Origin of the sequence: Streptomyces sp. NPDC046821, assembly GCF_040645335.1 — a bacterium.
Lineage (GTDB): Bacteria > Actinomycetota > Actinomycetes > Streptomycetales > Streptomycetaceae > Streptomyces.
On sequence record NZ_JBEYYB010000002.1, the window covers coordinates 114,017 to 139,037 of the forward strand.

Sequence of the window (25,021 nt, forward strand, 5' to 3'; positions counted from 1 at the left end):
CGAACCGGCCGCCATGGAGCGCGGCGGCGCGCATCGTCGCGGTCATCGCGCACCGTCCGCGTCCCGGCCGTCGCCGCCCGCCACCGCCGCCTCGACCGCCTGTCTCATCGCTCCGATGAAGCGTTCGCTGTTCTTGTTGGCCCAGGCCATGGACGCGTCGCGGCGCTGGTTCGCGCCGGTGAAGTGGGGGACGACGTACTCGGCAAACAGTTCGTAGCTGCGTCGCTTCGCTTCCGGGGTGCCGGTGGGGAGGTCGAGCAGGAGGAGGGTGCCGAAGCCTCCGGAGGCCTCGGTGAGCGCCTCGATGCGGGCGATCGCGTCGTGCGGGGTGCCGATCGTGGCGACGCCGAACGTCGGGAACCCCTCCGTCACCCAGTGCTCGACGGCGCCCTCGGCGGTCCTCCCCCACGGCAGCTCGACGTCCGCCAGACCCTCGATGTAGCGCACGATGTGCCGCACCCCGTACGCCGCCTGCGCCCTGGCCTCCGCGCGTGTCTCCGCCAGATGCATCGGGACGACGAGCCGCCAGTCGCCCCGGTCGGCGGTGTGACCGTGCTGGGCGCAGGACTTCTCGTACGCGGTCCAGTTCCCGTTGAGCGCGGCGAGGCCCGTCGGGTCGGCGGCCGCGAGCGAGAGGAGGCCGATGCCGTGCCGGCCCGCCTGCACGGAGCCGGTCGGCGAGATGGTGGAGGCCACGGCCATCTCCAGGCCGACGGCGGGCCGGTACGGCGCGAGCTGGAGCCTCGCCTCGTCGAGCGTGAACCAGTCCGTGCGGGCCGTCACGGTCTCGCCGCGCACGAGCCGTACGACGGCGTCGAGGGCGTCCGCCATCATGGCGCGCTGGCGCAGCGGGTCGATGCCCATCATGAACGCGTCCGAGGCGAGCTGGCCGGGGCCCGCGCCGAACATCACGCGGCCCCGCGTCTGGTGGTCGAGCTGGAGCAGCCGGTCCGCGAGGATGAAGGGGTGGTGGTACGGCAGCGAGTTCACGCCCGTGCCGAGGCGGATGGAGCGGGTGTGCTCCGCGGCGGCGGCGATGAAGACCTCGGGCGAGGCGATCGTCTCGTAGCCCGCGGAGTGGTGCTCGCCGATCCAGGCCTCCTCGTAACCGAGGTCGTCGAGGTGGCGCACGAGGTCGAGGTCGCGGCGGATCTGGAGCGAGGGGCTGCCGTCGGTGCCGTGGTAGGGCGCGATGAACGCGCCGAAGCGGAGCGGGCCGCTCGGACTGCTCGAAGGATGCACGCGTACGCCTTTCGTCGGGCTGACGTCGGACATAAGGTCAGGCATCTTGCTTCTTACGTCCTACAACCGGGCACCGCGGAAGGCAACACAACGGACAAGGGGGCCAAGGGAATTGGAAGCCGCACCACGGACCCGGCGCCGGGCGGACGGGTCACCGAGCGCGCGGACGCTCCTGCTGACCGTGCTCGGCGAGTACGTGCGCTACCCGGGCGCCGAGAGCGTCATGGCGGGCGCCGTCGTCGGCGCGCTCGGCGCGTGCGGGGTCGGCGAGGCCGCGACCCGGCGGGCTCTGACCCGGCTCGTCCGGGAGGGCTGGCTGCGTACGGAGCCGTTGGGGCGCCGCACGCGCGTCGTCCTGGAACCGCGCCTGATCGCCCTGCTCACGGCATGGACGCACCGGCTCGAACGGGCGGTGGAGGAGACGCCGTGGCACGGGGAGTGGCAGCAGCTGCTGCTGCGGGTCCCGGCGGACGCGTGGCGGGACCGGGCGCTGGTGGAGGAACAACTGGCCTTCGAGGGGTTCGGGTCACCGGGCCAGGGCGTATGGGTCGCGGCGGACGCCGGGGGCGTACCGGCGCTACGCGGCCTGCTCGCCGACCAGGGACTCGCACCGTACGCGCTGTGGCTGACGTCCCGCGTGACCGATGAGGCAGAACTGGTGCGCAGGGCCTGGGACTTGAGCCGCGTCCGCGCGGCACACGAGGAGTTCGTGGCCGGATTCGGCGTGGTGCGGGCGGAATCGGACGAGGAGGCGTTCGTGGCGCGTACGCGGCTGGTGCACGCGTGGCGCGGGACGTTCGCGCGGGATCCGCGGTTGCCGGGTTCCCTGCTACCCGAGGACTGGCCCGGTCACCGGGCGACGCGGTTGTTCATCGATACGTGGCGTGCCCTGCACGCGCCCGCTGACCGGCACTGGCGGAGGCTTGCGGAGGGGCGGGGGTAGGGAGGGCGTCGGGGAGCGGGTGGGGCTGCGCGCGCGGCCCGGCTGACGGGAACCGGCGGAGTCCATGGGCCGGGTCGCACGCCCTGCCGACGGGCGCCGCGAGAGCCAAGCGAGGGGCGGGCCGACTCGGGTTGCGCTGGGCCGCACAAGCTTCACAGCCTCGCGCGCGCCCAGTCCCCCGGGCGGACAGGCCCGTGCGGGGCCGGGTGACGCGTCACCGGAGACGCGTCACCCGCACACAGGACAGGTCAGACCAGCCCGCACACAGGACAGGTCAGACCAGGTAGTCCCGGGCGATGCGCTCCGCGACCTCTTCGAGGATCGGGCCGGCTTCGGCGATGCAGCGGGCCACGTCCGGTTCCACGTCCGTGAGGGCGTAGGCGCGGCGGATGCCGGCCTTGCCCAGGGCCTCCGGGGCGAGCTGGAGGCGGCCGCAGACCGCCACGACCTCGACGCCCGCGGCGCGGGCCGCCGCGGCGACGCCCGCCGGGGCCTTGCCGTGCAGGGTCTGCTCGTCGAGCGAGCCCTCACCGGTGATCACGAGGGTGGCGCCGGCCAGCGCCGGGGCGAAGCCGAGGACGTCGAGCATGACCTCGATACCGGCCCGGAAGCTCGCACCGAGTCCGACGAGAGCGCCGTAGCCGATGCCGCCGGCCGCACCCGCGCCGGGCGAGTCGGCGTACTCGAGCGCCTTCGGGCCGATCGACTCCGCCAGGACCCGCGCGAAGTGGGCGAGCGCCGCGTCCAGCGTGGCCACGTCGTCCGGGGTCGCGCCCTTCTGCGGGCCGTACACCGCGGGCGCGCCCTTCGGGCCGGTCAGCGGGTTGTCGACGTCGCTGGCGAGGACGATCTCCACATCGGCCAGACGCGGGTCGAGCCCCGAGAGGTCGGCCGTGGCCACGTCGGCGAGCGCGCCGCCGCCCGGGCCGACCGGCTTGCCGTCCGCGTCCAGGAACGTCGCGCCGAGCGCGGCCAGCATCCCCGCGCCGCCGTCCGTCGTGGCGCTGCCGCCGACGCCGAACACGATGGAGCGCGCGCCCGCGTCGAGCGCCGCGGCGAGCAGTTCGCCGGACCCGTACGTGGTCGAGGTGAGGGGCGCGAAGGCGCCCTCGGGCAGCAGCTGGAGCCCGGACGCCTCGGCCATCTCGACGACGGCCGTGCCGTCCCGGAGGGCGTAGGCCGCGGTGACCTCGTCACCGACCGGCCCGGTCACCCGTACCTCGCGGCGCTCGAAACCGGCCGCCACGGCAGCGGCCACCGTGCCGTCGCCGCCGTCCGCGACGGGCACGGAATCGATCCGCACTCCGGGCGCGATCCGCCGCAGACCGGCAGTGACCCGCTCCGCGACCTGTACGGCCGTGAGCGAGCCCTTGAACTTGTCCGCGGCGATGAGCACACGCTCCGCCGTCACTCCAGCGTCCGCCACCTTGTCATTCCCCTTGCTTTCGCGCCTTGCTTCCGCAAGGCAGTCGCGCCGCAGCGACCCTAACCGGAGAAGGGGTCCGCTGCCCATGGCTGTCCGGTCCGCGAAACGACGGACCTGGCGGTTATCCCCGTCTATTTCTACTTATTCCCGGGTGTGATCGGGTGCGATCGGCGCAGAAATGATCGATCAATTCGGTATGGCGGAGCGCGTCGCCCGCCGCGTCTTCATCGGGTAGACCGGAAGCATGACCTCCGTGGGCGACGACCTACGAGACGACCTTCGAGGCGATCTACGAGACCGCATGCTCGGCGGCTGGCTCGGCCGGATCGCGGGCAACATGCTCGGCAAGCCGGTGGAACAGGGCGACTACTGGACCCGCGCGCGCATCGACGCGTATCTGCGGCGGGCCGGCGCCCTGCCGCTCACCGACTACCTGCCGGAGCCCGCCGACGCGACGGACCGGCGTGCCCTGCGCCCCGAGTGGGAGCAGTGCGTGCGCGGCCGGATCCACGGCAGCTGCCGAGACGACGACGTGGACTACGCGATCCTCGGCCTGCACCTTCTGGAGACGTACGGCTTCGCCTTCTCCACCGAGAACGTCGGCGAGCTGTGGCTCCTGCGGCTGCCGTACCTCCAGACGTTCACCGCGGAACGGGCCGCGTACCGCAATCTCGCGAACGGGCTCAGGCCCCCGCTGACGGCGACGTACGACAACCCGTACCAGGAGTGGATCGGCGCGCTGATCAGGGCGGATGTCTTCGGCTGGACGTGTCCGGGGGACGCCCGCCGCGCGGCCTTCCTGGCGCGGCGCGACGCCGCCCTGTCCCACACGGGCAACGGCGTGTACGGGGCGATGTGGGCGGCGGCGCTCGTCGCCTCGGCGTTCACCGCGCCTGGTGTGCGCGACGCGCTCGGCACCGCGCTCACCGTCATCCCGGCGAGCAGCCGGCTCGCCCGTACGGTGCGCCGCACGATGTCGCTCCACGAGGCGGGCCTCAGCTGGGAGGAGACGCTGGCCACGATGGAGGAGGAGACGGCGGGACTCGGCTGGATCCACACCGTCCCGAACGCGGCCGTCCTCACGGCGGGGCTGCTGTACGGCGACGGCGACTTCACCCGCACGCTCGCGCTCACGGTGCGCGGCGGCCTGGACACGGACTCGAACGGCGCGACGGCGGGGTCGGTGGCGGGTGTGCTGTGCGGGGCGGCGGCGATTCCGGAGCAGTGGAAGGAGCCGCTGGAGGACCGGGTACGGAGTGCGGTGTTCGGGTTCGACGGGGTGCAGATCAGTGAACTGGCGGCGCGGACAGTGGAGTTGGCCGAGTAGCGGTCCGGCGTGAGCAGGGCGCACTCAGCGATACCCGGCGGCCTCGCGCACGGTCGTTACGCTTCCCCCATGACCCACTCCTCTGCCGAGTACGCCACGTACATCGCCGGTCTCCCCCGTGTCCTGTGCGGCGCCGCCGCGCTCTTCCGCGACGCCGAGGGGCGCCTGCTGATCGTCGAGCCGAACTACCGCGACGGGTGGGCGCTGCCCGGCGGAACCGTCGAGTCCGACGCCGGGGAGACCCCGCGCCAGGGCGCCCGGCGCGAGACGGCCGAGGAGATCGGCCTCGACGTCACGCTGGGCCGGCTCCTCGCGGTCGACTGGGTGCCCGGCACGACCGTGCGACCGCCGCTGGTGGCGTATCTGTACGACGGCGGCGTCCTGGACGAGGACCGGTTCAAGGCGATCAAGCTCCAGGAGGAGGAGCTGCTTTCGTGGCGGCTCGTGGAGCGGGCCGAGCTGGACGCGTACCTGCCGGGCGGGCTGGGCCGCCGGGTGAACGCGGCGCTGGACGTTCTGGAGGAGGGGCGGGGCGCGGCGGAGCTGGAGAACGGCGAGGTGGTGGGCTGACGCGCCGCTACGAACGCTAGGCCGAGCACTTCCTCGCCTTCGTCGGTACAGCCGCAGCCCTCATCAACTACCGTTGACTTACTGCGTAGATACGTAGATGTGTAGACAGGGCTATGATCCACGGCGACATCGCGTGTCGGTCACCGGCTGGGTGAGGCATGGAGGTGTCGGGACATGCCTTCGGAGGCATTCCTTGTCAGTCAAGTTGAACCACACGATCGTCCACGCCCGGGACAACCGGGAGTCCGCAGAATTCTTCGCGAACCTGCTGGGCCTTGAGATCACCGCCGAGTGGGGGCCGTTCATCGCGGTCGAGCTGAGCAACGGCGTCACGCTGGACTTCGCCACCATCCCCGCAGACAAGATCACTCCCCAGCACTACGCCTTCTTGATCTCCGAGGAGGAGTTCGACGCGGCGTACGCGCAGATCGCACAGCGCGGCATCGAGCACTACGCCGACCCCCACCGGAAGCACCCCGGCGCAATCAACCACAACGACGGTGGCCGCGGCGTGTACTTCATGGACCCGGCGGGCCACGCCATGGAGCTCATCACCGTGCCGTACGGCGGCTGGACCTCGTAACCACATGCGCTGAGGGCCGCACCCCCAGCGCGGGGTGCGGCCCTCAACCGCTGCTTGTGCCTCCTGGCGACCGGGCCGTGCGTTAAGCGCTCGCCTGGAAACGGCAGGCCGTCCTACCCTCGGCGGCATGAGCACGCAGCCGCCCCTCGTGGCGATTCTCAGCGGCGCCGGGATCTCCACGGACTCCGGGATTCCGGACTATCGCGGGCCGAACGGCCTGTGGCGGCGCGATCCCGAGGCCGAGAAGCTCGTCACCTACGAGTTCTACATGGGTGACCCCGACATCCGCCGCCGCTCGTGGCAGATGCGGCGGAAGAACCGGACGCTGGCCGCACAGCCGAACGACGCGCACCGGGCCGTGGCCGAGCTGGAGAAGGCCGGGGTGCCGGTGCGGGTGATCACGCAGAACGTCGACGGGCTGCACCAGCTCGCCGGGATGCCCGACCGTAAGGTCCTCGAACTGCACGGAACAGCAAGGAAGTTCGTGTGTACGCAGTGTCATGCGCGCGGGCCCATGGAGGACGCGCTCGCCCGGGTCGAGGCCGGCGAGGACGATCCGGCGTGCCTGGTGTGCGGCGGGATCCTGAAGTCGGCGACGGTGATGTTCGGGGAGCGGCTCGACCCGGTGGTGCTGGGCGAAGCGGTGGCGATCACCAAGAACTGCCAGGTGTTCTTCGCCGTCGGCAGCAGCCTCCAGGTGCAGCCGGCGGCGGGTCTCGCGGGCCTCGCGGCGGACAACGGGGCGCGGCTGGTGATCGTCAACGCCGAGGCGACCCCGTACGACGACCAGGCGGCCGAGCTCGTACGGGAACCGATCGGGACGGCGCTGCCGCGGCTGCTGGGGGAGCTTGTCCCTTAGGGGCGGGGCCTTGGGGCGGGCCGGGGGTGCGGTCTTCGCCGGGTCATGCTGGGATCAATCGCTATGGGTGATCAATTCCTCGATGAGGCCGACTTGGATACAGCCGACTCGGATGCAGCCGACTTGGATACAGCCGACTTGGATACAGCCGACTTGGACGCAGGCAACTCGGATGCATCCGGCTTGATGGACAGGATGGAGCGGAACCTCGCCGAACATGCCTGTCACCTGCACCGGAGCATGACCGATGCGACCGTCACGGAGGTCGGTGACCTTCTGGTCGCCGACAGCGGCCTGGACGACGACACGTTCAACATCGTCGCCATGGCCCGCTTCACCGCCGCCGACGCCACGGCACGTATCGCCGAGACCGCTCGGACGTTGGCCCCTACCGGCCGCCGTTTCTCCTGGTGGGTGGGGCCCGCGTCGACGCCGCTGGATCTCTCCGCCCGATTGACGGCGGCCGGCCTGCCGGAGTCCGAAGGCGAGACGGCGATGTGGGCCGCGCTGGATGACACCCTCGCACCGCCCGCCCTCCCCGGACTGGACATCCAGAGGGTGGCCACGCCCGAGCAGCTCGCGGATTACGCCACGGTCATCGCCGCGAACTGGGACCCGCCCTCCGACACCGTCCGCCGGTTCTTCGCCCAGGCCGCCCCGCAGGCACTGGCCGCGCACTGCCCGGCCCGGTATCTGGTCGGCTACGTGGAAGGCCGTCCGGTCTGTACCGCCGAGGTGTTCCATCACGCGGGAGTCTCCGGTATCTACAACATCGCCACCCTGGCCGCCCACCGCCGGCGTGGCTACGGCGGTGCCATGACGCTCGCGGCCCTCCGCACGGCCGGCGACCGGGGTCACCGCATCGCGGTTTTGCAGGCGTCGGCCGACGGCGAGGCCGTCTACCGGCGCCTGGGTTTCCGCTCCTGCGGCCAGTTCACGGAACACGCCATCAACCCCTGACCAGTCCCTAGGGGATCAGGCGAACCAGGCCTAGAACAGGGCGGCGCCCCGTTCGAAGTCCAGCAGGCGCTGCTTGCGTTCCAGGCCGCCGCCGTAGCCGGTCAGGCCGCCGTTCGCGCCGATCACGCGGTGACAGGGGACGATGACGCCGACGGGATTCTTGCCGTTGGCGAGGCCGACGGCACGGGAGGCGTGCGGGTTTCCGAGGGCCTCGGCGAGTTCCCCGTAGGTGCGGGTCTCCCCGTACGGGATCGCCCTGAGCTGCTGCCAGACGCTGCGCTGGAATGGGGTTCCGCCGAGGTGCAGCGGCAGGTCGAATTCCTTCAACTCGCCCTGAAAATAGGCCTCCAGCTGATCGACGGCCGCCCCGAAGGGCCGGGCGTCACGCTCCCCGAAGGTCTCCTCGGCGGGGCGGTGGCGTTGGCCGGTCATGTAGAGCCCGCTGAGGGTGCCGTCGGTGGCGACGAGGGTCAGGGGCCCGTAGGGGCTGTCGATGACATCGTGCTGCTTCGTGCCGGTCATGTTGAAGTCCCTTACTCGGGGAGGGAGTTGATCGGGTGGTCATCGGTGGCCCACAGGTACTGGACGGCGTACGCGCGCCAGGGGCGCCAGGCCGCAGCGCGCGTCGTGAGCGCCGCCGGGGTGTGCGGCAGCCCCAGTTCCTTGGCCGCGCGCCGCATTCCGAGGTCGGTGGGCAGGAAGGCGTCCGGGTCGCCCAGGGCGCGCATCGCGATGACCTCGACCGTCCAGGGGCCGAACCCGGGGATTTCCCTGAGCCGGGTGCGGGTCTCGTCCCAGTCGCTCTCGGGGCCGAGGGGCAGGGTGCCGTCCGCGAGGGCGCGGACGAGGGTGGTCAGGGTCGTGCGGCGGCTGCGGGGCAGGGCCAGGGACTCGGGGTCGAGCGCCGCAAGGGCGGTCGGCGCGGGGAAGAGGTGGGTGAGGCCGCCCTCCGGGTCGTCGACCGGCTCGCCGTGCGCGGTGACCAGGCGGGCCGCGTGAGTACGGGCGGCGGCCGTGGAGACCTGCTGTCCGAGCACCGCGCGGACGGCGAACTCGGCCTCGTCGACGGTACGCGGCACGCGACGGCCCGGCGCCTTGTCGACGAGCGGCGCGAGCAGCGGGTCGGCGCGCAGCTGATCGTCGACGGCGACCGGGTCGGCGTCGAGGTCGAGCATCCGGCGGCAACGGCTGATCGCGACGGTCAGATCGCGCTGGTCGGTGAGGACGAGCCGGCAGCCGATGTGGTCGGGGGCGGGGGTGAGGGTCACGATGCCGTGCCCGTAGGGGAGGCGCAGCGTGCGCCGGTACGCGCCGGAGCGCCACTCCTCGACGCCCGGGACGGCGGTCGCGGCGAGGTGGCCGAAGAGGTTGTCGGGGGTGAGGGGGGCGCGGAACGGCAGCCGCAGGGTGATCGCGCCGGGTGCCGCGGTGCCCGTCCTGGGCGCGCGGGTGCGCAGCTCGCTCGGGGAGAGGGCGTAGACCTCGCGGACGGTGTCGTTGAAGGTGCGGATCGAGGAGAAACCGGCGGCGAACGCGATGTCGGCCATCGGCAGGGCGGTCGTCTCGACGAGGATCCGGGCGGTCTGGGCGCGCTGGGCGCGGGCCAGGGCGAGAGGGCCCGCGCCCAGCTCGGCGAGGAGCTGGCGCTCGATCTGGCGGGAGCTGTAGCCGAGGCGTGCGGCGAGCCCGGGTACGCCTTCGCGGTCGACGACGCCGTCACCGATGAGGCGCATGGCTCGGGCGACGAGGTCGGCGCGGTGGTTCCACTCCGGGGAGCCGGGGCTGGTGTCGGGCCGGCACCGCTTGCAGGCCCGGAACCCGGCCTGCTGGCAGGCGGCGGCACTGGGCAGGAACGTCATGTTCTCGGGCTTCGGAGGCACGACCGGGCAGCTGGGCCGGCAGTAGATGCGGGTCGTCAGCACGGCGGTGAAAAACCACCCGTCGAACCGGGCGTCCTTGGACTGAACTGCCCGAACGCATCGCTCGGTATCGGTGTGCATGAAGCAAGCATCGCCGATACCGGCTCCCCCGGGCTGGCGGAAATCCGACATGGACGTGGGGGCGGCTGAGGTTCGGTGGGGTGGGCGACGCCGGGCGCGGGGCGAGGTCAGGCGGGCGGTCACCCGGCCGATGCCTCGACGAAGCTTGCCGTCGGCGCCGGTACGCCGACGAAAGCCGGCGTCGCCTACGTGCGGGGTTGGATGACCTCCGGCGAGGGCGGGCGGCAGCGCGCGGCTACGGCGACCCGACGAGCGCGCCGGCAAAGCCTTGGCACCAGCGGGCCGGTGCATTGGGGAACACCCTCGTCCCCCGGTCGGCGCCTCGACGAGCGCTTCACTCAGCCGGCCGGTGCGTCAGCGGTCTCAGGCCGGCCCAGCACCACGCTGAGCCGGCCGACGACTCGGCGAACACCACGCTCACCAGACCACGCCCCCGACGCCCACCCAGCACGCCCCCGGCGCCCACCGTCACTTACTCCAGCTCGCCGACGAGCCCACCGCCACCCGCCCCAGCACACCGCCGCCACGTCACCCCGCCAGCGCCTCCGAGAACGCCGCATACGCCCTGTCGTCGAAGACCACGAACCGCACTTCCTCGACGGGCGGCGCCGCTGCCTCCCTCACCGTGCGGACCGCGATGCGTGCGCCGTCCGCCAAGGGCCACCCGTACACGCCCGTCGAGATCGCCGGGAACGCGACCGTGCGAGCCCCGAGTTCGATGGCCACGCGGAGCGACTCGCGGTAGCAGGACACGAGCTGTTCGGAGCGGTCGAGGGAGGCGGACCAGACCGGGCCGACGGTGTGGATCACATGCGCGGCGTGCAGGTTTCCGGCCGTCGTGGCGACCGCCTGGCCCGTCGGCAGGCCCTTGCCCAGGTGGGAGGCGCGCAGCGCGCGGCACTCGGCGAGGATCTCGGGGCCGCCGCGCCGGTGGATCGCGCCGTCGACGCCACCGCCCCCGAGCAGCGAGGAGTTCGCCGCGTTGACGATCGCGTCGGCGGTCTCGTCGGTGATGTCGCCCTTGACCAGGGTGATGCGGGTCATGACGCGCGGATCCTCCTCCACACGGCCTTGGCCGCGTTGTGCCCGGACATGCCGTGGACGCCCGGCCCGGGCGGGCTCGCGGACGAGCAGATGAAGACGGCGGGGTGCGGGGTCGTGTACGGCGACAGCGACAGCTTGGGCCGCAGCAGCATCTGGAGCCCGCTCACGGCGCCGCAGGCGATGTCGCCGCCCACATAGTTCGCGTTGCGGGCCGCCAGCTCGGGCGGTCCCGCCGTGGCGCGCGCCAGGATCCGGTCGCGGAAGCCGGGCGCGAAGCGCTCCAGCTGCCGCTCGACGGCGTCGGTCAGATCGCCGTCCCAGCCGCTCGGGACATGCCCGTACGCCCAGAAGACGTGCTTGCCGTCGGGCGCTCGCGTGGGGTCGACGACGCTGGGCTGGACCGTGATGAGGAAGGGCTTGTCGGGGGCGCGGCCCTCGCGGGACGCGGCCCGCAGGGCGGTCGCGATGTCGCGGCTGCCGGGCCCGACCTGGACGGTCCCCGCGCTCCGGGCCTCCTTCGCGGTCCACGGCACGGGCCCGTCCAGCGCATAGTCGAGCTTGAAGACGCTCGCGCCGTACCGGAAGTGGTCGTAGTACCCGCCGAACCCGGCGATACGGGCCAGCGCCTTCGGCGAGGTGTCGAAGACGTAGGCGCGGGCGGGCGGCAGGTCGTCGAGGCGCTTGACCTCGTAGCCCGTGTGGACGGCGCCGCCGAGGTCCTTCAGGTATGCGGTCAGCGCGTCGGAGATCGACTGGGAGCCGCCGCGGGCGACGGGCCAGCCCCGTGCGTGGGCGGCGAGCGCGAAGACGAGGCCGAGGGCTCCCGTGGCCAGTCCGTCGAGCGGAGCGATGGCGTGCGCGACGAGCCCTGCGAACAGGGCGCGCGCCTTGTCGTCGCGGAACCTGCGCATCAGCCACGTCGACGGCGGCAGCCCCACGAGCCCGAACCGGGCGAGCGTGACGGGATCGCGCGGCAGCGCGGTGAGCGGCAGCGCCATGAAGTCCCGCACCAGCGCGTCCCACCTGGGCAGGAAGGGCGTGACGAGCCGCCGGTACGTGCCCGCGTCGCGCGGCCCGAACGAGGCGGCCGTCTCGGCCACGGACCGCGCGAGCACGGCCGCGCTGCCGTCGGGGAACGGGTGCGCCATCGGGAGCTCGGGGTGCAGCCACTCCAGGCCGTAGCGCTGGAGCGGCATGGCCCTGAACGCCGGTGAGTTGATGCCGAGAGGGTGGGCGGCCGAGCAGGGGTCGTGGCGGAATCCGGGGAGGGTGAGCTCCTCGGTGCTCGCTCCTCCGCCGACGGTGTCCCTGGCCTCGAAGACGGCCACGGAGAGCCCTCGGCGGGCCAGCTCCACGGCAGCGGTCAGTCCGTTCGGTCCCGCACCCACGACGACGGCATCGAGCATCGACGGCACCTCGGACTCCTTTGTCAGCCGACGGCCACTGGCGGACAGGATATGCCGGGGGACCGACAGGGCGAGGCGCGGGTAATCTCCGGCGGATGACGCACTGGTCAAGCCGCCCTCGCAATGGTCTCCGGTCCTGGTACGAGACCGGCGAGGACGGCCGGGTCCTGCGCGAGGCCGTGTTCGACAGGGCGCTGGAGGTGCCTCGCCCGGATCTGCGGCACGCGAGTGACGACGGAACGGCAGGCGGCGCGACCGTGGCCGCGTCGCACGCCGAGCTGACCTCGGTGCGCGACCGCTTCGGTCCGCTGGGTGTCCAGCTTTACGAGGCGGTGTACGGGGTCATGACGGACGGGCCGCACGACATGTCACACGAGCCGGTGACGGCGGAACGCTTCGAGCAGGCCTGGCGGACCGCCCGAAGCCACCGCCATTTCACGCGCTACGACTCGGGCCCGCTGCCGGAGGGCGCGCGGGTGACCGGCACGGTGTCGGCCCTGCCCTGGGGTCCCGGCCGAACCGGCCTGTTCGTAGACATGGACCTGCTCGCGGTGCCTGCCCCCGTCGACACGGACCTGCGCCCATTGCCCGCCTCCGCCGACACGGACCTGTGCCCGGTGCCCGCCTTCGTGGACTTGGCGTGGCTGCCACGCGACCCCGACGCCTGGCCGGCGGTCGGTGACACCGGCGCCTTCGAGGTCACCACGATCCGGTTCACCCTGAGGCCCGACTACACCGGCCTCCAGGTCAGGCTGCGTCCCGAAGGAGCCCGACCACTCGGCGGGCCGTCGCCGCGTCCCGGGCGGCCGTGAACGGCAGCGCGTTCCCCCCGGTGATCCGGAACGGCACACCGTCCCGGGTCAGGTGAGCCCCGCCCGCCTCCTCGACGAGCAGCAGCCCCGCCGCGTGATCCCATGCCGCCTCCCAAGAGAATGCAACGGCGTCCAACTCACCGCGGGCGATGGCCAGATACTCCAGTCCGGCCGATCCGCACGGGCGCGGGCGCACACCGTCCGTGACCAGGCCCAGGAGGGCGCGCTTCTGGTCGTCCGTCGTGTAGTCCGGGTGGGACGTCGCCACGTCGATCGACTCGTCCGGCGCGGGTGAACCGGCGTGCAGCGCCTCTCCGTTGAGCCAGGCACCCTTGCCGCGGATCGCCACGGCGAACTCGTCGAGCACGGGCGCGAACGTCCACGAGGCGACGACCTCGCCGCGCACCGCGAGCGCGACCAGCGTGCAGAACCCGGGGTCGCCGTGCACGAACTGCCGGGTCCCGTCGACCGGGTCGACGATCCACACCGGCGCGTCCTCGCCTATCGCGTCGTACGTCGACGGGTCGGCGTGCACCGCTTCCTCGCCGACGACGACGGAGCCGGGCAGCAGCGCGCTCAGCTCACGGGTGAGATACTCCTCGGCGAGCCGGTCGGCGACGGTCACCAGGTCGTGCGGGCCGCTCTTCTGGGCTACCTCGTCCACGGCGAGCTGCCGGAACCTGGGCGTGATCTCGGCCGCTGCCGCGGCACGGATCGTCTGCTCGACATCGGCGGCGCCCAGTACCAGAAAGTCGTCGATGCTTTCCTTGATTCCCTTTGCTTCGATCATGTCCCCCATGAGAGCACGCTCCACTGACAATCCGTACCGGCGTGGTGGACGAGGGGTGGAATCCCCGTGAATACCGTGAACCCCACCCCTCGCCCGTAATCACCACAGCTCAGCGGCCCACCGCGTACCCCTGCATCCCGCGAGGGTTCGCCGCGGCCGACAGGACGCCGGTGCGCGGGTCGCGGGCGACCGCGCAGAGGCGGCCCTCCGACCAGGGCTCGCCGACCGTCACGTCGTGGCCCCGGCGGCGCAGCTCCTCGATGACGTCCTCGCCGACGCGGGACTCGACGGTGACGCTGCCGGGCACCATGCCGCGCGGGAAGAAGGAGCTCGGGAACGAGTCGTTGTGCCAGTTCGGGGCGTCGACGGCGCCCTGGAGGTCGTACCCGCCGCGCACAGCCTCGCGCAGGGCGACGGCGAGGAAGAAGTGGACCTGCCACTGGTCCTGCTGATCGCCACCCGGCGTACCGAACGCGAGGACCGGCACGCCGTCCTTGAGGGCGAGCGAGGGGGTGAGCGTCGTCCGGGGGCGGCGGCCCGGCGTGAGCGAGTTGGGCAGCCCCTCCTCCAGCCAGGCCATCTGGAGGCGCGTGCCGAGCGGGAAGCCGAGTTCGGGCACGACGGGGTTCGACTGGAGCCAGCCGCCGGAGGGCGTCGCGGCGACCATGTTGCCCCAGCGGTCGACGATGTCGAGGTGGCAGGTGTCGCCGCGGGTCGCGCCGTCGGCGGCCACCTCCTGGTCACCGCTCTTGGCGACGGTGGGTTCACCGGCGCCCGCTATTCCCAAGGCGTCGAACGCAGGCTCCCCCGCCGCCACGGCGAGCGCGTGCGCGGAGATCCGGGGCTCGGCGCCCAGCGGGCTGCCGGGCCGCAGCTCGTGTGACGCCTTGCTGCCGACGAGGGCACGGCGTGCCGCGTTGTACTCGTCGGAGAGCAACGCGTCGACGGGCACGCCCTGTGGGTCGGCGTCCCCGTACCAGGCCTCGCGGTCGGCCATGGCGAGCTTGCAGCCCTCGATGAGCAGGTGGACGTACTCGGCGGAGCCGTAGGCGGGCAACTCGTCGGGGAGCAGGGCGAGTTGCTGGAGGAAGGCGGGGCCCTGGCTCCAGCCGCCGGCCTTGCACAGGGTCCAGCCGTTCCAGTCGTAGGTGGCGGGCGCCTCGTAGGTCGCGGACCAGCCGGCCAGGTCGGCGGCGGTGAGCGTGCCTCGGTGGCGGGTGCCGCTGGTGTCCAGGGTGGGGCGGCCGGCCTGGCGTACGAGGGCTTCGCCGATGAAGCCCTCGCGCCAGATCGCGCGGGCGGCCTCGATCTGGGCGGCGCGGTTCTCGTCGCCGGTGCCCGCGCTCTCCTCGGCCTCTTCGATCAGGCGCCGCCAGGTGGCGGCGAGTCGGGGGTTACGGAAGAGCTCGCCGGGCCTCGGCGGCTTCCCGTCCTTGAGATAGACCTCGGCTGAGGACGGCCACTCGTCTTCGAACAGGGCGCGCACGGTTTCCACGGTCTCGCCGACGCGCTCCACGGGCGTGTGCCCGTCCTCCGCGTACCCGATGGCGTAACTCAGCACTTCGGCAAGGGACTTGGTGCCGTGGTCCTTGAGGAGGAGCATCCAGGCGTCGAACGCGCCGGGGACTGCGGCGGCCAAGGGGCCCGTGCCGGGGACGAGTTCGAGGCCGAGGGAGCGGTAGTGGGCGACGGTGGCCCCGGCGGGCGCGACGCCCTGTCCGCACAGGACGCGGACGTCTCCGCCGGCGGGCGCGAGGATGATCGGTACCTCGCCCGCGGGGCCGTTCAGGTGCGGTTCGACGACGTGCAGGACGAAACCCGCGGCGACGGCGGCGTCGTAGGCGTTGCCACCGCTCTCCAGCACGGCCATGGCCGACTGGGAGGCGAGCCAGTGGGTGGACGAGACCATGCCGAAGGTGCCTTGCAGGGTCGGCCGGGTGGTGAACAAAGTGGCTGCTCCTCGGGCTTCGACGAAAGACCCGCAGAACGTATTTCGCATACAGCCCCTGGGCAAGAGGGCCCTCGGCCCGCCGGAAGGCACACGAGGACCACCGGGGCGGGAGGGGGCGGTGTTGTCACCGGGTAACTCGTGTGACACTGGCGTCCCCTCCACCTCTCACACAAGGGACGTACACCGTGCGTTCTCTCCCTCTCCCCCTCCTTCTGTCCGCGCGGGTGCTGCCTGTCGCCGTGCTCGCGTGCGCCGGGTGGGCCTGGACCTCGGGCCCCATGGCGGACCCGTCCGGACAGACCTCCGCGGCCTCCCGGCCCACACCCCACGGGTCCGCGCCCGACGGCTCCACGCCCGACGGTTCCGCTCCGTCGACGCGGTCCACGGCCGACCACCGCGAGTACGGGAAACCGCCCGCTCCGTGCAGTGCCGTCCCGCCCAAGACGGTCGCCGCTCTGGTGCCGAAGGCCGACGCGGCCGGCAAGGAACTCGCCGCCGCCGACAGCTCGTTGCGCCGCGGCTGCTCGTGGAGCGGGATGCAGGGCTTCGACTACCGCTGGCTCGACGTGTCCTTCGAGGTCAAGCACTCCTCCGAGGAGGCGCATACGGCGTTCGCCAAGCGCGGCAAGGGCGACGCGGCGTCCGGGCTCGGTGACGAGGCCAGGGTCGCGGTCGGCCTCACCTCCCAGGACAAGCAGGACACCCGGGAGGCCGTCGTGACGGTCCGATCGGCCAACGCCCTGGTCACCGTCACCTACAACGGCAGCGACTTCGAGTCCCACGGCGCGCCCCCGGCGGAGGACATCCACCAGGGCGCGCTGCGGGCGGCAGGCGACGCGGTGGCGTCACTCACCGGAGGGAACTAGCCGGCCTCACGACAGACAATTCGCCGACCTCACGACAGGGAGTCAGCCGGCCTCACGACCACGCCGCGACCTCGTCAGCGCCACGTACACGACCAGCGAAGACCCCAGCCCCACCGCCCACCCGTAGTCCGCGAGCGGCTTCAGGAACGGGATCAGGCCGTCCGCCGGGAACGGGCCCTGCTTGGCGCCCTTCGCGTCGAGGGTCGAGTACGAGCCGCCGACGGCGAGGACCCCGCCCACCACGAACGCGGTCACCGCCGTCCCGTTCCAGCCGCCCCGGTACCAGTAACGCCCGTTCGGGAGGTACAGGTCGGCGAGGTGGAGGACGGTGCGGCGGATGATCCAGTAGTCGGCGATCAGAATGCCGGCGACGGTGCCGAGCAGACCGCCGACGACGCCGAGCCACGTGAAGATGTACAGCTCGGGTGTCGAGGTGAGCTTCCACGGCATGATGACGACGCCGATGACGCCCGTGATGAGCGCGCCCGTACGGAAGTTGATGACTTTGGGCGCGAGGTTCGCGAGGTCGTACGCGGGTGAGACGACGTTCGCCGCGATGTTCACGGAGATCGTCGCGATGAACACCGTGACAAGCGCGAAGAGCAGCCCGAAGACGTTGTCGGTCTTGCCCGCGAGCGCCACCGGGTCCCAGATCGCGGCGCCGTAGACCTTCTCGGAGCCGGACGTCACCAGGACGGACATCAGCGCGAACAGCGTCATGGTCGTGGGCAGGCCCAGCGATTGACCCCACACCTGCGCGCTCTGGCCTTTGCCGAAGCGGGTGAAGTCGGGGATGTTCAGGGACAGCGTGCTCCAGAAGCCGATCATCCCCATCAGGCCCGGGAAGAAGATCTTCCAGAAGTCGGAGCCCCAGCCGACCTTGGACGGCTCGTCGAGGAGCGGGCCGAAGCCGCCCGCCTTGTTCGCGATCCAGATCAGCAGCACGACCGCGCCGACGAGGACGAAGGGCGCCGCCCAGTTCTCGAAGCGGCGCAGGGTGTCCATCCCCCGGAAGATGATGGCCAGTTCGAGCGCCCAGAACAGCACGAAGCACAGCCACAGAGTCCACGGATAGCCACCGACCCGGGACACGTCCGCCCAGCCGCCGAAGACCTTGCCGAGCAGGACGAACACGCCCTGTCCGCCGATCCAGGTCTGGATGCCGAACCAGCAGCACGCCACCGCCGCCCGGATCAGCGCGGGCAGATTGGCGCCACGCAGCCCGAACGAGGCGCGGGCGAGGACGGGGAAGGGGATGCCGTACTTCGGTCCCGCGTGCCCGGTGAGCAGCATCGGCACGAGCACGATGACGTTGGCGAGCGCGATCGTGAGGACGGCCTGCTTCCAGTCCATGCCGAGCGCGACGAGGCCCGAGGCGAGGGTCCAGGACGGGATGCAGTGGGCCATGCCGATCCACAGGGCCACGAAGTTGTAGGTGGTCCAGCGGCGTTCGGCGAGGGGGACGGGGCGCAGGTCGTCGTTGGCGTAGCGGCTGCCGGCGGGGTAGGCGTCGGCACTGAGGTCTATCGCGGCGTCGGCGGGTGGCGCGGAGGGCGCGGTGTCGGTCATGAGCAGGCCATTCGTCCGGGAGCCGGGGGCGGCTCAGGCAACGGGAGGTTCGAACGGGCCGTGCGTGTAGGCAAGTTGGACCGGGGCTCAGGCGTTCACCGCCGGAATGATCTTCTCCCCGTACGCGTCGATCACCTCCTCCTTGGCGTCGTGCATGTCGTAGATCGCGAACTGGTCGACGCCGAGGTCGCGCAGCGTGCGCATCTTGTCGATGTGGTCCTGCACGGTGCCGATGACGCAGAACCGGTCGACGATCTCGTCCGGGACGAACTCGGTGTCGGGGTTCCCGGCCCTGCCGTGGTGGACGTAGTCGTAGCGCTGGCGGGTCTTGATGTAGTCGGTGAGCTCGTCGGGGACGAGGGAGGAGTGCTCGCCGTACCTGCTGACCAGGTCCACGACGTGGTTGCCGACCATGCCGCCGAACCAGCGGCACTCCTCGCGCGCGTGGGCGAGGGCTTCGGGCGAGTTGTCGGACGTGACGTAGGCGGGCGCCGCCACACAGATCTTCACCTCGGACGGGTCGCGCCCCGCCGCCGTGGCCGCGTCGCGCACGGCCTTGATCATGTACCGGGTGAGGTACGGGTCGGCGAGCTGAAGGATGAACCCGTCGGCCTCCTCCCCCGCCATCTTCAGGGCCTTGGGCCCGTACGCCGCCATCCAGACCGGGAGGTGCGCGCCGTCGCGCACCCAGGGGAAGCGGATCACCGTGCCGCCGAGGTCGGCCTCGTCGCCCCGGGCGAGCGCCCTGATGACCTTCATGGCCTCGCTGATCCGGGCGAGCGTGTTGGGCTTGCGTCCGGCGACGCGCATCGCTGAGTCGCCGCGGCCGATGCCGCACACGGTCCGGTTGCCGTACATGTCGTTGAGGGTGGCGAAAGTGGAGGCGGTGACCTCCCAGGTGCGGGTGCCGGGGTTGGTGACCATCGAACCGACGGTCAGGTGCTGCGTCTCGGCGAGGATCCGGCTGTAGATGACGAAGGGTTCCTGCCACAACACGACCGAGTCGAAGGTCCACCCGTGGGTGAAGCCCTGGCGTTCGGCGCGCTGCATGAGGGCGACGACGTCGGAGGCCGGAGGGTCGGTCTGGAGGACGAGTCCGAAGTCCATGTGTTCCGCCAATGCTTTCCGGTTCTGGTACTGGCAGTCAGGTACGGGCAGGTGGAGGCGCGGGGTGTACGGCCGTGTCAGGTGGCGGCCGTGAACTCCTGCTCACAGACGGCGAGTTCATCACTGGGGGCCCGATCCTGGACATTCTCCGCAGGCTCGGCAGAAGCGACTCTACGCGCGCCCACCTCGGTTCAGAAAGAAGCGGGGACGATGACGATCGGTGTCGCGGACCCACGGCCGGGCGGCCCTGCACCCTGCCGCTCAAGGCTCCCTCGAGTCCGGCGCGGGTAGGGTTCGGCCCGTGCCCGCGACCACTGCCTCCCGGCCCGCCGACGTACTCGACCGGCGCGCCCTCAACCGCGCTTTCCTGGCACGCCAGTTGCTGCTGAAGCGGCCGGCGATGTCGGCGTCGGCCGCGCTCGAACACCTCGTCGGCCTCCAGGCGCAGGCTCCCCTGCCGCCGTACTACGGCCTGTGGACCCGCCTCGAGGACTTCCGTCCGGAGGAGCTGTCGGATCTGCTCACCGGACGGCAGGCCGTGCGTGTCCCGCTGATGCGCGGCACCGTCCATCTGGTGACCTCCGCCGACTTCCGGGCGCTGCGGCCGTGCGTGCAGCCGTTCCTGGAACGCAGCCTCGCCACGACCTTCGCCAAGGATCTGAAGGGTCTGGATCCGGCCGACGTCGCGGACGCGGGCCGGGCGCTCCTGGAGAAGGCTCCGCACACCGTCGGCGACCTGACCGTCGCGCTGCGCACGACCTGGCCCGACCACTCCGCGAACGCGCTCAGCAATGTCGTGCGCTGCCTGCTGCCGGTGGTCCAGATCCCGCCACGCGGGGTGTGGGGCCAGGGCGGGCAGCTGACGTACGCGCTGGCGGACGACTGGATCGGGGCTCCGCAGGACGCGGAGGCCGACCTGGACAGCCTGGTCCTGCGCTATCTCGCGGCGTTCGGTCCGGCCACCGTCAAGGACATCCAGGCGTGGTCCGGGCTGACCCGGCTGCGCGCGGTGACCGAACGGCTGCGGCCGCAACTTGTCTCCTTGCTGGCCGACGACGGCCGGGAGCTCCTGGACCTGCCGGACGCCCCGCGGCCGGGAGCCGACGCGGACGCTCCCGTGCGCTACCTGGCGCCCTTCGACAACGCGATCCTCTCCCACGCGGACCGCACCCGGATCATCAGCGACGAGCACCGCAAGGCCATCTCGACGAAGAACGCCCTGATTCCGGGGACGATCCTGCTCGACGGATTCGTGGCCGGCGCCTGGCGCACCGACCGCACGCGCACGTCGACCACGCTCGACGTGCAGCTCTTCACCCAGGTCACCAAGCGTCAGCGCGCCGGTATCGCGGAGGAGGGCGAGCGTCTGCTGCTCTTCGCGTCGGACGGCGCCGGCCCGCGCGAACTGCGCATCGCCGACGCCTGACCCGAACGGCACGGCGACTAGCCCACGTACTGCGTGACCCCGCGCGGGACGTACACGCCGTGTCCGGCGCGGCCGGTGAACTCCCGCTGGTCGATGACGAGTTCGCCCCGCGAGAGCACGGTCTCGACGCGGCCGGTGAGCTGTTTTCCCTCGTACGCCGAGTAGTCGACGTTCATGTGGTGGGTGTCGGCGGAGACGATCTGTTCGGCGTGCGGGTCGTAGATGACGACGTCGGCGTCGGTGCCCGGCGCGATGGTGCCCTTCTTCGGGTACAAGCCGAACATGCGGGCCGGGTTGGCGCAGGCCAGCTCGATCCAGCGGCGGCGCGAGATGCGCCCGTCGACGACGGCCTGGTGGAGCAGGTCCATGCGGTTCTCGACGCCCGGCAGCCCATTGGGGATCTTGGAGAAATCGCCGCGGCCCAGCTCCTTCTGGCCGGTGAAGCAGAACGGGCAGTGGTCGGTGGAGACGACCTGGAGGTCGTTCGTGCGCAGCCCACGCCAGAGCGCGTCCTGGTGGTCCTTGGGGCGCAGCGGCGTGCTGCACACGTACTTGGCGCCCTCGAAGTCGGGCTCGGCGAGGTTGTCGGTGGACAGGAAGAGGTACTGCGGGCAGGTCTCGCCGTAGACGTGCAGGCCCTCGTCACGGGCGCGCGCCAGCTCGGCGAGCGCCTCGCGCGCGGAGACGTGCACGACGTAGAGGGGTGCGCCCGCGACCTGGGCGAGTTTGATGGCGCGGTGCGTGGCCTCCGCTTCGAGGAGGGCCTTTCTGACCTCGCCGTGGTAGCGGGGGTCGGTCTCGCCGCGCTCCAGGGCCTGTTCGACGAGGACGTCGATGGCGATGCCGTTCTCGGCGTGCATCATGATGAGTCCGCCGTTGCGGCCGGCCCGCTGCATGGCGCGCAGGATCTGCCCGTCGTCGGAGTAGAAGACTCCGGGGTACGCCATGAACTGCTTGAAGGACGTGACCCCTTCGGCGACGAGCAGGTCCATCTCCTTGAGCGTCCCCTCGTGCACGTCGGAGACGATCATGTGGAAGCCGTAGTCGATCGCGCACTGCCCGTCGGCCTTGGCGTGCCAGGCGTCCAGGCCCTCGCGCAGAGTGTGCCCGACGGACTGGATGGCGAAGTCGACGATGGTGGTGGTGCCGCCCCAGGCCGCCGCCCGGGTGCCCGTCTCGAAGGTGTCGGAGGCGTAGGTGCCGCCGAACGGCATCTCCATGTGGGTGTGGGCGTCGACGCCGCCCGGGATGACGTACTTCTGGCGGGCGTCGATCGTCCGGTCCGCCGTCCAGGACCGCGCGGCGTCGGTGCCCGCGGCGGCGAGGGCGGCGATACGGCCGTCCTCGATGAGGACGTCGGCGTGGATCTCGTCGGCGGCGGTGACGACGAGTCCCCCGCGGATGACGGTACGGCTGCTGCTCATGCTCCCTCTTCCTACGGTGCCGGCGGACCGGAAGACGTTCGCTTGCCCGCGCTGTGTGCGGCTGTCAGACGCCGCGCAGCGCCCGCTCCAGGATCGCGGCGCCCTCTTCCGCCTCGGCGACGGTCAGGCTCAGCGGCGGTGCGATGCGCAGCACGCTGGTGTTGTGCCCGCCGCCCTTGCCGACGAGGAGTCCGGCCTCGCGGGCGGCCTCGATGACGGCGGACGCCGCGTCCGGATCGGCCTCGTCCGTACCGGGCTTGACCAGCTCGACGCCGATCATCAAGCCACGGCCGCGCACCTCGCGTACGTGCGGGACGGAAGCGGCGACGGCACGCAGGCGTTCGATGAGGAGTCCGCCTACGCGGCGGGCGTTGCCCTGGAGGTCGTGTTCGAGGAGGTAGGTGAGGTTGGCGAGCCCGGCCGCCATCGTCACCGGCGATCCGCCGAACGTCGAAATGGAGTTGGCGTCAAGGCAGTTCATGACCTCGGCGCGCGCCACGACTCCGCCGATGGACATGCCGTTGCCGATGCCCTTGGCGAAGGTGAGCATGTCCGGGGGCCCGTTCTGCGCGTGGGCCTGCCAGCCCCAGAAGTGCTCGCCGGTGCGTCCCCAGCCGGTCTGCACCTCGTCGGCGATCCACAGGATGCCGTGCTCCTGGAGCACCTCGCGGAACGCCGCGTACAGGCCGTCGGGCGGTGACGTGAACCCGCCGACGCCCTGGATGGGTTCGGCGATGAGGGCGGCGACGCCGCGGGTCTGGCCGAGGATGTCGCGCAGGTCGGCGACGCAGGCCTCGATGAACTCGGCGTCGCTGAGGTGCGCGAACGGGCCTCGGGTGCGGACGCCGCCGTGGACGTACAGGGTCTGGAGCGGGGAGAGGCTGGTCGGGGACCAGCCTCGGTTGCCGGTGATGCCGACGGCGGAGAAGGACCGGCCGTGGTAGCTGTTGCGCATCGCGAGGATCTGGTTCGAGCGGCGGTACGCGGTGGCGAGCAGCAGGGCCGTGTCGTTGGCCTCGGTGCCGGAGGTGGTGAAGAAGACGCGGGCGTCCGGGATTCCGGACAACGAGGCGACGCGCTCGGCGAGTTCGATCATCTGCCGGTTGAGGTAGAGCGTCGAGGTGTGGATGATCCGGCCGGCCTGCTCGCTGACGGCCTTGGTCACCTCGGGCAGGGCGTGCGCGGTCATCGTCGTCAGGATGCCGCCGAAGAAGTCGAGGTACTTCTTCCCGTCGGCGTCCCAGACGTGCCGGCCCTCGCCGTGGGTGATCTCGATGGGGCGGTCGTAGTACAGGGCGAGCCAGTCGGGCAGGACGGCGCGGTGACGGGCGTGGAGATCGGGGGTCATCAAGGCGGCACTGGCCCTTTCGTCGGCTCCTTCGCGGACGGCGCTCGTCACGGCTCCACCAGCCCGTCGTACGCGTCGGGCCGGCGGTCGCGGTAGAACGCCCACTGCTGGCGTACCTCGTCGATGAGGTCGAAGTCCAGGTCCCGTACGAGGAGTTGCTCTTCTTTGTCGCTCGCGGTGTCGCCTACGGCCTGGCCGCGCGGGTCGACGAAGTAGCTCGTGCCGTAGAAGTCGTTGTCGCCGTACTCCTCGACGCCGACGCGGTTGATCGCGGCGATGAAGTACTCGTTGGCGACGGCGGCGGCGGGCTGTTCCAGCTGCCACAGGTACGCGGAGAGGCCGCGGCTCGTGGCGGACGGGTTGTAGACCAACTGGGCGCCGTTCAGGCCGAGTTGACGCCATCCCTCGGGGAAGTGCCGGTCGTAGCAGATGTAGACGCCGACGCGGCCGACGGCGGTCTCGAAGACGGGCCAGCCGAGGTTGCCCGGCTTGAAGTAGAACTTCTCCCAGAAGCCCTTGACCTGCGGGATGTGGTGCTTGCGGTACTTGCCGAGGTACGTGCCGTCGGCGTCGATCACGGCCGCGGTGTTGAAGTAGAAGCCGGACTGCTCGACCTCGAAGACGGGGACGACGATCACCATGCCGGTCTCGCGGGCGAGCGCCTGCATCCGGGTGACGGTCGGGCCGTCCGGTACGGGTTCCGCCCAGCGGTAGTGCTCGGCCTCCTGCACCTGGCAGAAGTAGGGGGCGTTGAAGACCTCCTGGAAGCCGATGACCTGGGCGCCCTGCCGGGCGGCCTCCCGAGCGTGTTCCTCATGCTTGGTGATCATGGATTCGGTGTCGCCCGTCCAGGTCGCCTGGACCAGCGCGGCGCGTACGACGTGGGCCATGTGCCGCTCCTTTGCTGTTGCCCCGCGGGGGGACGTCAGAGAGCCTCTACGCCCGTAGAAGCAGGCCGTAGAAACCCGAACGTAAGCCTCACCGACGGCCTTGCCAAGACCATCGCCGTCAACCGACGGAATCGATCATGTTTCGCACCCGTGCGGGTGAGAAGCCGCCACACGGGTCGCCCGGAGCGCTCCGGTTCGGTCAGACGGGCGCGAGCGAGCAGGTCTCCGCGATCTCGTCCATGGACAGGCCGAGCGCCCGGGCCAGGGCCGCGACCGTGAAGAACGCCGGGGTGGGCGCGCGGCCGGTCTCGATCTTGCGGAGGGTCTCCGCCGAGAGGCCGGCGCTCGCGGCGACCTCCACCATGCTGCGCCCGCGCCGGGCCTCGCGCAGGAGCAGGCCGAGCCGCTCGCCGCGCTCACGCTCTTCCGGAGTCAAGGGAGTACGGACCATGCGGCCAGTCTACCGGCGCGCAACCGA

23 protein-coding genes are annotated in these 25,021 nt (G+C 71.5%); 9 read left to right on the forward strand and 14 right to left on the reverse strand.

Translation table 11 applies throughout. The features are described 5' to 3' along the window. Positions 1–42 precede the first annotated feature (42 nt). Positions 43–1,287 (reverse strand): LLM class flavin-dependent oxidoreductase, encoded by a 1,245-nt coding sequence (locus ABZ893_RS04085; RefSeq protein ID WP_361396400.1) that lies wholly within the window; start codon positions 1,285–1,287, stop codon positions 43–45. Between the two features lie 67 nt (positions 1,288–1,354). Between ABZ893_RS04085 and ABZ893_RS04090 the strand changes: the two genes are divergently transcribed. After that, positions 1,355–2,185, forward strand: a complete 831-nt coding sequence (locus tag ABZ893_RS04090) for a PaaX family transcriptional regulator C-terminal domain-containing protein (RefSeq protein ID WP_361396403.1) — start codon at positions 1,355–1,357, stop codon at positions 2,183–2,185. Between the two features lie 274 nt (positions 2,186–2,459). Here the strand turns inward: ABZ893_RS04090 and ABZ893_RS04095 are convergent, their stop codons facing one another. Further along, a complete protein-coding gene (locus ABZ893_RS04095) occupies positions 2,460–3,611 on the reverse strand; it encodes a glycerate kinase (RefSeq protein ID WP_361396406.1) in 1,152 nt (383 codons plus the stop codon). 244 nt (positions 3,612–3,855) lie between these two features. On the opposite strand from ABZ893_RS04095, the gene ABZ893_RS04100 reads away from it, so the two are divergent. From ABZ893_RS04100 to ABZ893_RS04120, 5 genes are all read left to right on the forward strand, one after another. After that, positions 3,856–4,938 (forward strand): ADP-ribosylglycohydrolase family protein, encoded by a 1,083-nt coding sequence (locus tag ABZ893_RS04100; RefSeq protein ID WP_361396409.1) that lies wholly within the window; start codon positions 3,856–3,858, stop codon positions 4,936–4,938. Between the two features lie 69 nt (positions 4,939–5,007). Continuing rightward, positions 5,008–5,508 (forward strand): NUDIX hydrolase, encoded by a 501-nt coding sequence (locus tag ABZ893_RS04105; protein WP_361396412.1) that lies wholly within the window; start codon positions 5,008–5,010, stop codon positions 5,506–5,508. A 193-nt stretch (positions 5,509–5,701) separates the two neighbouring features. After that, the gene (locus ABZ893_RS04110) at positions 5,702–6,091 is read left to right on the forward strand and encodes a VOC family protein (protein ID WP_361396415.1); all 390 of its coding nucleotides are present in this window, start codon (positions 5,702–5,704) and stop codon (positions 6,089–6,091) included. Positions 6,092–6,218: 127 nt separating this feature from the next. Then, a complete protein-coding gene (locus ABZ893_RS04115) occupies positions 6,219–6,950 on the forward strand; it encodes a Sir2 family NAD-dependent protein deacetylase (protein WP_361396418.1) in 732 nt (243 codons plus the stop codon). Between the two features lie 195 nt (positions 6,951–7,145). Further along, entirely contained in the window at positions 7,146–7,910 is a 765-nt protein-coding gene (locus ABZ893_RS04120; protein ID WP_361397677.1) for a GNAT family N-acetyltransferase, read from the forward strand. A gap of 30 nt (positions 7,911–7,940) precedes the next feature. Here the strand turns inward: ABZ893_RS04120 and ABZ893_RS04125 are convergent, their stop codons facing one another. The 4 genes from ABZ893_RS04125 to ABZ893_RS04140 all read right to left on the reverse strand — a co-directional run bounded on the left by ABZ893_RS04125 (position 7,941) and on the right by ABZ893_RS04140 (position 12,360). After that, positions 7,941–8,432 (reverse strand): methylated-DNA--[protein]-cysteine S-methyltransferase, encoded by a 492-nt coding sequence (locus tag ABZ893_RS04125; protein ID WP_361396421.1) that lies wholly within the window; start codon positions 8,430–8,432, stop codon positions 7,941–7,943. An 11-nt stretch (positions 8,433–8,443) separates the two neighbouring features. After that, positions 8,444–9,910: an AlkA N-terminal domain-containing protein gene (locus tag ABZ893_RS04130; protein WP_361396424.1), complete on the reverse strand. Its 1,467-nt coding sequence runs from the start codon at positions 9,908–9,910 to the stop codon at positions 8,444–8,446. 528 nt (positions 9,911–10,438) lie between these two features. Beyond that, complete coding sequence (locus ABZ893_RS04135; protein WP_361396426.1) at positions 10,439–10,954, reverse strand: O-acetyl-ADP-ribose deacetylase; 516 nt, start codon at positions 10,952–10,954, stop codon at positions 10,439–10,441. After that, positions 10,951–12,360, reverse strand: a complete 1,410-nt coding sequence (locus tag ABZ893_RS04140) for an NAD(P)/FAD-dependent oxidoreductase (RefSeq protein ID WP_361397679.1) — start codon at positions 12,358–12,360, stop codon at positions 10,951–10,953. Before ABZ893_RS04140 ends, ABZ893_RS04135 begins: the two co-directional genes overlap by 4 nt. Positions 12,361–12,455: 95 nt before the next feature. On the opposite strand from ABZ893_RS04140, the gene ABZ893_RS04145 reads away from it, so the two are divergent. After that, the gene (locus tag ABZ893_RS04145; protein WP_361396430.1) at positions 12,456–13,172 is read left to right on the forward strand and encodes a hypothetical protein; all 717 of its coding nucleotides are present in this window, start codon (positions 12,456–12,458) and stop codon (positions 13,170–13,172) included. Here the strand turns inward: ABZ893_RS04145 and ABZ893_RS04150 are convergent. Next, the gene (locus ABZ893_RS04150; RefSeq protein ID WP_361396433.1) at positions 13,108–13,962 is read right to left on the reverse strand and encodes an inositol monophosphatase family protein; all 855 of its coding nucleotides are present in this window, start codon (positions 13,960–13,962) and stop codon (positions 13,108–13,110) included. The two genes, ABZ893_RS04145 and ABZ893_RS04150, sit on opposite strands and share 65 nt — an antisense overlap. A gap of 109 nt (positions 13,963–14,071) precedes the next feature. After that, positions 14,072–15,910, reverse strand: a complete 1,839-nt coding sequence (locus tag ABZ893_RS04155; RefSeq protein WP_361396436.1) for a gamma-glutamyltransferase — start codon at positions 15,908–15,910, stop codon at positions 14,072–14,074. Positions 15,911–16,098: 188 nt separating this feature from the next. On the opposite strand from ABZ893_RS04155, the gene ABZ893_RS04160 reads away from it, so the two are divergent. Then, positions 16,099–16,779, forward strand: a complete 681-nt coding sequence (locus tag ABZ893_RS04160) for a hypothetical protein (protein WP_361396439.1) — start codon at positions 16,099–16,101, stop codon at positions 16,777–16,779. A gap of 42 nt (positions 16,780–16,821) precedes the next feature. On the opposite strand, the gene ABZ893_RS04165 is transcribed toward ABZ893_RS04160, so the two are convergent. Both ABZ893_RS04165 and ABZ893_RS04170 read right to left on the reverse strand, forming a co-directional pair. Continuing rightward, positions 16,822–18,348 carry an NCS1 family nucleobase:cation symporter-1 gene (locus ABZ893_RS04165; RefSeq protein WP_361396442.1) on the reverse strand — a complete coding sequence of 509 codons (1,527 nt, stop codon included), beginning with the start codon at positions 18,346–18,348 and terminating at the stop codon, positions 16,822–16,824. 87 nt (positions 18,349–18,435) lie between these two features. Beyond that, positions 18,436–19,455, reverse strand: coding sequence for a TIGR03842 family LLM class F420-dependent oxidoreductase (locus tag ABZ893_RS04170; protein WP_361396445.1), 1,020 nt, complete (start codon positions 19,453–19,455; stop codon positions 18,436–18,438). 301 nt (positions 19,456–19,756) lie between these two features. Here ABZ893_RS04170 and ABZ893_RS04175 point away from each other — a divergent pair, with 301 nt between their 5' ends. Further along, the gene (locus ABZ893_RS04175) at positions 19,757–20,881 is read left to right on the forward strand and encodes a winged helix DNA-binding domain-containing protein (protein WP_361396447.1); all 1,125 of its coding nucleotides are present in this window, start codon (positions 19,757–19,759) and stop codon (positions 20,879–20,881) included. A gap of 17 nt (positions 20,882–20,898) precedes the next feature. Here ABZ893_RS04175 and hydA read toward each other — a convergent pair whose 3' ends face one another. The 4 genes from hydA to ABZ893_RS04195 all read right to left on the reverse strand — a co-directional run bounded on the left by hydA (position 20,899) and on the right by ABZ893_RS04195 (position 24,994). Then, positions 20,899–22,305, reverse strand: coding sequence for a dihydropyrimidinase (gene hydA, locus ABZ893_RS04180; protein ID WP_361396450.1), 1,407 nt, complete (start codon positions 22,303–22,305; stop codon positions 20,899–20,901). 64 nt (positions 22,306–22,369) lie between these two features. After that, positions 22,370–23,653, reverse strand: coding sequence for an aspartate aminotransferase family protein (locus ABZ893_RS04185; RefSeq protein ID WP_361396452.1), 1,284 nt, complete (start codon positions 23,651–23,653; stop codon positions 22,370–22,372). A 47-nt stretch (positions 23,654–23,700) separates the two neighbouring features. Beyond that, entirely contained in the window at positions 23,701–24,543 is an 843-nt protein-coding gene (locus tag ABZ893_RS04190; protein ID WP_361396454.1) for a nitrilase-related carbon-nitrogen hydrolase, read from the reverse strand. A 199-nt stretch (positions 24,544–24,742) separates the two neighbouring features. After that, the gene (locus ABZ893_RS04195; RefSeq protein WP_361396456.1) at positions 24,743–24,994 is read right to left on the reverse strand and encodes a helix-turn-helix transcriptional regulator; all 252 of its coding nucleotides are present in this window, start codon (positions 24,992–24,994) and stop codon (positions 24,743–24,745) included. Positions 24,995–25,021: the final 27 nt, after the last annotated feature.